Below are 6708 nucleotides of genomic sequence, written 5' to 3'. Positions count from 1 at the left end.
CCGAGCTGCCCGAGATGGTGATCAGCGAGACATTGCTGTTGACGCTAGGGTTCAGGGCATCGACCAGACCGACCACGAAGGTGTTGTTGGTGGTTCCCGACAGGGTACCAAAGAAGCCGAGGTTGACGGTACCGGTAGCCGAACCCTGATAGACGGTGCCAGCCATTGCGGGGGCGGCAATCATGGCGAGCGCGGCGGCGCCGGCCATCAGCGAAGCGAACTTCTTCATTTCAGTCTCTCCAAGCGAATGATTTCGCAAAAAATAGTCGATCGAGGCGGCAGTCCCTCCCCGTCCGATCTCGTCCAGTTAATCTGCTGTTAACAAACCGTCAACAGTAAAGAACGGCGTTAGCTATCATTTTTGAGCGTATTCGCGCGTCAGGAGAAACATTCGTTTTGCTCAACTCAAGCAAAAGTAATTCTTCCTTTTACTAAAAATAATGCGAAAACTGTTCTGGACTGAATGTCTACCGGTAATTAGCGCCGTCAGACGCGCGGCGTTACCGTCACCGTTAAGGTTTCAGTATACTGCCCGGCCAGAAGACCTGCTCCGGCCGGTTGACGCGTGCGGAACTCGATCTTGCCGCCGCCGGCCGCGATGCCGTCGCCACTGCTCAGCATTCCGACATGGTCGGCGCTGCTGAAGCTGGCCTGCACCGTGCGGGGTTCAGGCCGAAGCGTCGGAACGGTCAAGGTGACGTCATAGGGGAGGACACCCGCGAACGGGCCTTCGCCTTGCGGTTTGGTGACGTGGGCCAGACCGCCTCGCGCCGAAGTCACGCTCAGATCGAACGGCACATTGCAGTTCAGACCGAAAAGCGCGGTAGCGCGTTCGCCGCCCGTCAGTTCGCCAAAGTCGATGTCTCCGCCGCCCTGTATCTCGCAACGTGGGACGATCTGGCCCACGACGTTGACGTTCAGGGTCTTGCCCACGTCGAGGTTGTCGGCGACAGGCTTGGCCAGGGCCGGCCACGCAGTGGCGGCGACGATCAGCGCAACGGCTCCGCTCAGCCGGCGGACCGACGCGCGCAAAGGCTTCGATGAATTCTGCATTGCCCAACCCCGTTTCCGTCCCCAAGGACGGCCCGTCACCCCTGACGGTTCGCCCCACCCCTTCCAAAAGCCGTGCCACCCCGAATCGAGACGTTCGGCGCCGGGCAGGCTTGGGTTAACAAATAGTTAACGGTGGCCGCTTTACGCCGAAGATCGGCGGTATGCAATGCGTTTGCTGAACGGCGTTGTGCGTCAGGCTGCCGCAAGTGCGCGGCGTTCGCAGAACTCGGTCATCGCTTTCGGGACGGCTAGGCTGACGACGCCAGTCACGGCGTTTCGGCGGCGAGCACGTGCATTCTCAGCGTCCCATCGCGGGACAACCAACCGCTAGCGAACTGTTTCACAATGGCACACAAAATCGAGTAGCTGCCCGAGATGGCGCCGCTCCGCAGCCGATGCGGCAACGTGTCGAGGATCGGGACTGGAGCGGGTGAGGGGAATCGAACCCCTGACATTCAGCTTGGGAAGCTGACGTTCTACCTCTGAACTACACCCGCACAGAAAAACGCCGAAGCGGCGTCAGCGCGCTCCGGCGTTGATTGTCTTAGCCGCCGCAGCAGCCGCGCTCAAGGCAGAGGTTAGTGCGCCGCCTCGACGGTGACGCCGCGCTTTTGCAGGATGGCCTGGACGCTGTCGTCGCCGGTCAGGTGGGCGGCGCCGACGGCGATGAAGGCGGTGCCGGAGCCTTCAAGCAGGGTTTGGATCTGGTTGGCCCAGTCGGTGTTCCGATCCACCAGAACGGACTGATACAGCGCCGGCGAGGCCTCCTTCATTTCCGTGATCGTGACGCGGTCCAGCGTTGCGACGTCGCCCCGGGCCCAGGCCTCGACCATTTCATCCAGTTTTGTGGCGGCGTTCTCGTAGTCCTTCAGCGTCTCGCGCAGGAAGACCAGTTGGACGTCGTCGGGCAGGCCGGCCAGGATGCCGACCTGCTTGTCGATGGTCTCAAAGCCGTGGATCGGCTTGCCCGCCGCCTCGGCGCGCGCCTTCAGCACCAGTTCGACGCCCGACTTAGGATCGTAGCCGGCCTTGATCAGCGGCGCGACCGACAGGCTGAGCGCCGCCAGCCAGGGCTTCATCGGCTGAAGCTGGGCGGCGTAGGCGCCCATGGCCTTGGCGGCGGCATCCAGTTCGGCATTTTCTTCCGGCGTCAGGCGGCTGGACAAGGGGGTCTCGGGCGACAGGCCGTGCTGCTGGATTAGCGGCATGATGGCAGCCTGATCGTCGGGATTGCTGATCTCGAACCAGATGTCCGAGGCGCTGTCGAAGGCGGCCTCGACGCGGGGGCTGGCCCATCCGGTCGTCGGGCGAAGCACATGGACCGAGCCGAACAGATACAGGGTCGAGTCCGCATCCTTGACCACCCACAGGGCGGGGCCTTCGCCCTGGATCGGCGCAGGGGCGGCCGGCGCGGCGGTCTGGGCCAGGGCGTCGGCCGGGACGCCCGCGATGGCGACGAATAGCGCCAGGCCGCCGGCGACGCCGACGGCGCCGCGCGCCAGGCTGGAAACGGACGACAGAAGGCGATCGGTGAAGGTCATGAGAGGTCTCGTTGTTGTCGAAAATGAAGGAGAAGAAAGAGGGATCAGGCCAGGCCGCGACGCACGCTGATCCACACGGAGCAGCCCAGATAGAGCGCAATCAGGACGGCGTAGATGTCCCAGGCCGTGATGGCGGGTGCGGCGCCCAGACGCTCGGCGGCGGCCCAGAGAAACAGGACCAGCTGCCCCGCGAAAAAGGTGACGGCCGCCGCCTCGATCACCGCTCGACGCAAGAGCTCGTTGGCCTGGCGATAGATGCGCACATTCATCACCGTGTGGAGCACCAGCAGAAGGCCGATGGCGCTGAGGCCGAGCACAGGATTGACGCCCGCCATGCTGAAGACGACCGGCAGGGTCAGGATGACGCCGGAAAAGGCCATGACCAGCGCCTGAAACCGGGCCAGAGCCGTCTCATCCGACGAGGCAGGGCCATCCAGATTGTACATCCGACCGAGGCGGTCGGCGTTCAAACTGACGTACATCGCCCACAGCGATCCCGCGACCAGGGCCAGGCCGACCAGCATCGCCAGGCCGTCCGACCAGCGCAAGTCCATGTCGGTCGGGCCGAGTCCGCCCGGCGCGATCCTGGCCAGCCAGGCGCCGACGCCGTAGCCGATCACCCCGAAGACAGCGCCGAAAACAAAGGCGCGAACCCAGCGTGGCCAGGATCCGGGAGAGATAGCGGAAGGCCTCATTTCGTCGGCTCCTGATCGTCCGAGAAGATGGATTCGATGGGCTGGCCGAAGACGCGCGCGATCTTGAAGGCCAGCGGCAAGGAGGGGTCGTAACGGCCGGTCTCCAGCGCGTTCACGGTCTGACGCGATACGCCCAGATGTTCGGCCAGCTGCGCCTGGCTCCAGTCGCGCTCGGCGCGCAGGACCTTGAGACGGTTGTTCATGGCTCAGCCCCGCATCCGCGCCAGCCACCACCAAACCCAGACGACGGTATAGCCGATCAGCATGGGGGCGATCATCAAGGCGGCGCCGGCGGACACATAGTCGATGGGCGAGCCGCCCGATCCGATTTCACGCGCGATGATGTCACGCCACGGCCCGGCCGAGGACAGGATCAGGCCGACGCCGCTCACGCACATGCCGGCCGTGCCGCCCCAGTACCAGGCCGCCTTGTGCGCCTCACGCGCAGCCTCGTCGATCACGCGCATCCATTCGGCGCCGATCCACAGGGCGCCGGCCATGACGGCGGCGGCGAAGACTGCGGTCACGATCAGTTCGCCCATCTCGGGCGCGATCCATCCCGAACTGGAGGCGTAGCCGACCGCGATGCCGCCGAGGAAGGCGAACAGCAGGCCGCCGCCGAACGTGATCACCGTCGCCTTGATTACCGGCCGCCACTTGCGCATCAGTCAACACCCCTTGTCCTATTGACAAGCTACATTGACATCGCGTCTCCGGCCCTGTCAAGCGCCCTTTCCACAGAAAGAGGCCCTACTCGACCTTGGCGGCGGCGATCAGTTCGGGACGGGCGATGGCGCGAGGGGCGGTTTCAACCGGCGTCAAATCCGGCAAGGCCTTGCCCTCGTGATCGACCTGCAGATCCTCGAACCGGCGAGCCGAGACCATGACCTGGCTCTCGAGCGAGCCGACGAACTGATTGTACTTGCCGACGGCCGTATCCAGCGCGCGCCCGACGGCGGAGGCGTGACCGCCCATGACCGATAGCCGCTTGTAGAGTTCGCGGCCTAGGGCGGCGACCTTGTCGGCATTGGCCGCCTGCTCTTCCGCGCGCCAGCCATAGGCGACGGCCTTGCACAGGGCGAACAGGGTCGAGGGCGTGACGATGACGACGCGCGAGGCCATGGCCTGGGTCATCAGGTCCGGCTCATGGTCCAGCGCCGTGACCAGGAACGCATCGCCGGGCACGAACAGGACGACGAAATCGGGGCTGGGCTTGAACTGGTCCTGATAGGCCTTGGACGACAGCTGGCGCACATGGGTCTTCAGGCTGGCGGCGGTGCGCAGGCCGACCGAGCGGGCGCGCGCCTCCTCGTCGCCCTCCCCGTCGTCGAAGGCCAGTGGGACCTTGGCGTCGATCACGAACATGCCGCCGCCGGGCAGGCGGACGATGAAGTCGGGCCGGTTCTGGCGCCCCTCGTCGTCAGCGCTGGAGGTCTGTTCGGTGAAGTCGAACCGCCCCGCCATGCCGGCGGCCTCCAGAACGTTGCGGCAGGTCTGCTCGCCCCAGCGGCCGCGACGGCCCGTATTGCCGCGCAGGGCTTCGGTCAGCTTGCGCGCCTCGTCGCGCGTGGCGGACGAGGCCGTCATCAGCTGGGCCAGCTGCTCGCGCAGCCCCCCGGTTTCTTCGGACCGCGTCTTCTCCAACGCGGCGACATGCTCCTGGAACTTCGTCAGGGTGTCGGCGACAGGTTTCAGCTGGGCGGCCATCCGCTCGCGCGCGAGCTGATCCTGGGCGCGGAAGGTCTCGGTCGCGCGACTGACCATCTGATCCGCCACGACCTGGGCCGACTGGGCGGCCTGGGCCTTGAGCAGTTCGCCCATCGTCACACGGCTTTCCTCGACCAGATCGATGCGCGCCTCGGCCGCCGCCAGCGCGCCGCTCGTTTTCTGCCAGCCCATATAGGCCCACAGAAAACCGCCCGCGAAGGCGGCGGCCAGGACAGCGAGGATCGGCACAAGCATGTTCATGCTCCGTTCCTAACGGGAGTCGCTTTCAATGAGAAGCGGGGCCCTTCCGGCGCCGCTTGTCCGGAACGTCGCCGTTGCGATGACGTTGGTGTCTCAGCCATTTGCACGAAGGACCCGCCCATGACCCCGGAAAAGCCCCACCGACACGACACCGCCGCCGATGCGGTGCACGACGGCCGGCCGGTCGACGCCGAACTGGTGCGCAGCGGCCGTAAGAACCCGCGCATCGCCGTCATCCTGGCGGTTTCGACGCTCGCCGCTGCGGTGCTGCTGTTGGGACTGTGGTTCGTGACCAACGGCGCTTTCAACGCCAAGAACGCTGAGACGGGTCCTGAGGCCGCCGCCGCCGAGACCCAGGCGTTCGCGGGCGACAGCCAGACGCCGCCCGCCGCCGACGCGCCAACGGATTCGACGGGCCGCGCCGTCGCCACACCGACGGGCGAAGCGCCGAACGTCAACGCCCCGACGGTGCCTTCGAACTAACTCGTTCAGGCCGGGCGGCGGGCGCGAAGGGCCTGGACGATGGTGCCGTCGTCCAGCCAGTCCAGTTCGCCGCCGACCGGCACTCCGCGCGCCAGCGAGGTGATCTCCACATCCGGCCCGGCGATCCGTTCGGCGACATAGTGGGCGGTCGTCTGGCCATCGACCGTGGCCGGCAGGGCCAGCACGACCTCACGCACGCCCCCGCCCCTTACGCGCCCGACCAGTTCCGTGACCCGCAGATGCTCGGGTCCGACGCCGTCCAGAGCGGACAGCAATCCGCCCAGCACATGATATTTTCCGCGAAAGGCGCCGGATCGCTCCATCGCCCACAGGGCGCCGGCCTCCTCGACCACGCAGATCAGACCGTTGTCTCGCGCTCCATCCGAACAGATGGCGCAGGGGTCGCGCGTATCCGGCGCGCCGCAAACCGAGCACGACACGACCTTTTCCGCCGTCTCGACCAGCGACGCCGCCAGCGGCACCAGCAACTGCTCGCGCCGTTTCAATAGAGCCAGCGCCGCACGCCGCGCCGAGCGCGGACCCAGGCCCGGCAGTTTGGCGAGAAGGGAGATCAGCCGTTCGATCTCCGGCCCGGCGGAGGCGGCCATCAGAACAGTTTCGGCATTCCGGGAATGTTCATCCCGGCCATGGGGCCTGCGGCCTCGCGCATCAGGGCGTTATTCTGCTCATCCAGCTTGCGCTTGGCGTCGGCATGGGCGGCGACGATCAGATCGGCCAGGATCTCGCCCTCGCCCGGGCTCAGCAGGCTGTCGTCGATCTTGATGGCCGTAATCTCGCCAGGGCCCCTGAGGGACACCGAGACGAGGCCGCCGCCGGAAGAACCCTCGGCTGTGGTTTCAGCCATCCTGGCCTGGGCGTCCTGCAGCTTTTGCTGCATCGCCTGGGCCTGCTGCATCAGTTGGGTCAGATCTTTCATGCCCTCTAGATAGGGCGAACAAAGCTCGGGC

At 65.9% G+C, this 6708-nt stretch carries 10 protein-coding genes and 1 tRNA gene; 1 reads left to right on the top strand and 10 read right to left on the bottom strand.

All coding sequences use genetic code 11. The features are described 5' to 3' along the window. The 8 genes from BVE01S_RS15300 to BVE01S_RS15265 form a co-directional block, all read right to left on the bottom strand. Positions 1-229 (bottom strand): hypothetical protein (locus BVE01S_RS15300; protein WP_157076483.1); only part of this gene is annotated, 229 nt, incomplete at its 3' end. 257 nt (positions 230-486) lie between these two features. Beyond that, positions 487-1053: a hypothetical protein gene (locus BVE01S_RS15295; protein ID WP_066629393.1), complete on the bottom strand. Its 567-nt coding sequence runs from the start codon at positions 1051-1053 to the stop codon at positions 487-489. Between the two features lie 422 nt (positions 1054-1475). Continuing rightward, positions 1476-1550: transfer RNA gene (locus BVE01S_RS15290), tRNA-Gly, on the bottom strand. Positions 1551-1631: 81 nt separating this feature from the next. Next, complete coding sequence (locus BVE01S_RS15285) at positions 1632-2594, bottom strand: TraB/GumN family protein (protein ID WP_084375446.1); 963 nt, start codon at positions 2592-2594, stop codon at positions 1632-1634. Positions 2595-2638: 44 nt separating this feature from the next. Beyond that, positions 2639-3289, bottom strand: a complete 651-nt coding sequence (locus BVE01S_RS15280) for a hypothetical protein (RefSeq protein WP_066629383.1) — start codon at positions 3287-3289, stop codon at positions 2639-2641. After that, positions 3286-3492, bottom strand: a complete 207-nt coding sequence (locus BVE01S_RS15275) for a helix-turn-helix transcriptional regulator (RefSeq protein WP_039244055.1) — start codon at positions 3490-3492, stop codon at positions 3286-3288. Before BVE01S_RS15275 ends, BVE01S_RS15280 begins: the two co-directional genes overlap by 4 nt. 3 nt (positions 3493-3495) lie before the next feature. Beyond that, complete coding sequence (locus BVE01S_RS15270; RefSeq protein ID WP_066629381.1) at positions 3496-3954, bottom strand: hypothetical protein; 459 nt, start codon at positions 3952-3954, stop codon at positions 3496-3498. Between the two features lie 85 nt (positions 3955-4039). Continuing rightward, positions 4040-5257, bottom strand: coding sequence for a DNA recombination protein RmuC (locus tag BVE01S_RS15265; RefSeq protein ID WP_066629380.1), 1218 nt, complete (start codon positions 5255-5257; stop codon positions 4040-4042). Between the two features lie 120 nt (positions 5258-5377). Between BVE01S_RS15265 and BVE01S_RS15260 the strand changes: the two genes are divergently transcribed. After that, entirely contained in the window at positions 5378-5740 is a 363-nt protein-coding gene (locus tag BVE01S_RS15260; RefSeq protein WP_055754450.1) for a hypothetical protein, read from the top strand. Between the two features lie 5 nt (positions 5741-5745). Here the strand turns inward: BVE01S_RS15260 and recR are convergent, their stop codons facing one another. Continuing rightward, positions 5746-6348, bottom strand: a complete 603-nt coding sequence (gene recR / locus BVE01S_RS15255) for a recombination mediator RecR (protein WP_066629379.1) — start codon at positions 6346-6348, stop codon at positions 5746-5748. After that, the gene (locus tag BVE01S_RS15250; RefSeq protein WP_066629376.1) at positions 6348-6677 is read right to left on the bottom strand and encodes a YbaB/EbfC family nucleoid-associated protein; all 330 of its coding nucleotides are present in this window, start codon (positions 6675-6677) and stop codon (positions 6348-6350) included. Before BVE01S_RS15250 ends, recR begins: the two co-directional genes overlap by 1 nt. Between the last annotated feature and the right edge of the window lie 31 nt (positions 6678-6708).

Source organism: Brevundimonas vesicularis NBRC 12165 (assembly GCF_001592205.1).
Lineage (GTDB): Bacteria > Pseudomonadota > Alphaproteobacteria > Caulobacterales > Caulobacteraceae > Brevundimonas > Brevundimonas vesicularis.
This window is presented reverse-complemented; position numbering and strand designations above follow the sequence as displayed.

Excerpts from the sequence above, each read along its gene's own strand:
- BVE01S_RS15280 (WP_066629383.1), bottom strand. The coding sequence starts at position 3,289 with ATGAGGCCTTCCGCTATCTCTCCCGGATCCTGGCCACGCTGGGTTCGC.
- BVE01S_RS15250 (WP_066629376.1), bottom strand. The coding sequence starts at position 6,677 with ATGAAAGATCTGACCCAACTGATGCAGCAGGCCCAGGCGATGCAGCAA.
- BVE01S_RS15285 (WP_084375446.1), bottom strand. The coding sequence starts at position 2,594 with ATGACCTTCACCGATCGCCTTCTGTCGTCCGTTTCCAGCCTGGCGCGC.
- BVE01S_RS15295 (WP_066629393.1), bottom strand. The coding sequence starts at position 1,053 with ATGCAGAATTCATCGAAGCCTTTGCGCGCGTCGGTCCGCCGGCTGAGC.
- recR (WP_066629379.1), bottom strand. The coding sequence starts at position 6,348 with ATGGCCGCCTCCGCCGGGCCGGAGATCGAACGGCTGATCTCCCTTCTC.
- BVE01S_RS15265 (WP_066629380.1), bottom strand. The coding sequence starts at position 5,257 with ATGAACATGCTTGTGCCGATCCTCGCTGTCCTGGCCGCCGCCTTCGCG.
- BVE01S_RS15270 (WP_066629381.1), bottom strand. The coding sequence starts at position 3,954 with ATGCGCAAGTGGCGGCCGGTAATCAAGGCGACGGTGATCACGTTCGGC.
- BVE01S_RS15260 (WP_055754450.1), top strand. The coding sequence starts at position 5,378 with ATGACCCCGGAAAAGCCCCACCGACACGACACCGCCGCCGATGCGGTG.
- BVE01S_RS15275 (WP_039244055.1), bottom strand. The coding sequence starts at position 3,492 with ATGAACAACCGTCTCAAGGTCCTGCGCGCCGAGCGCGACTGGAGCCAG.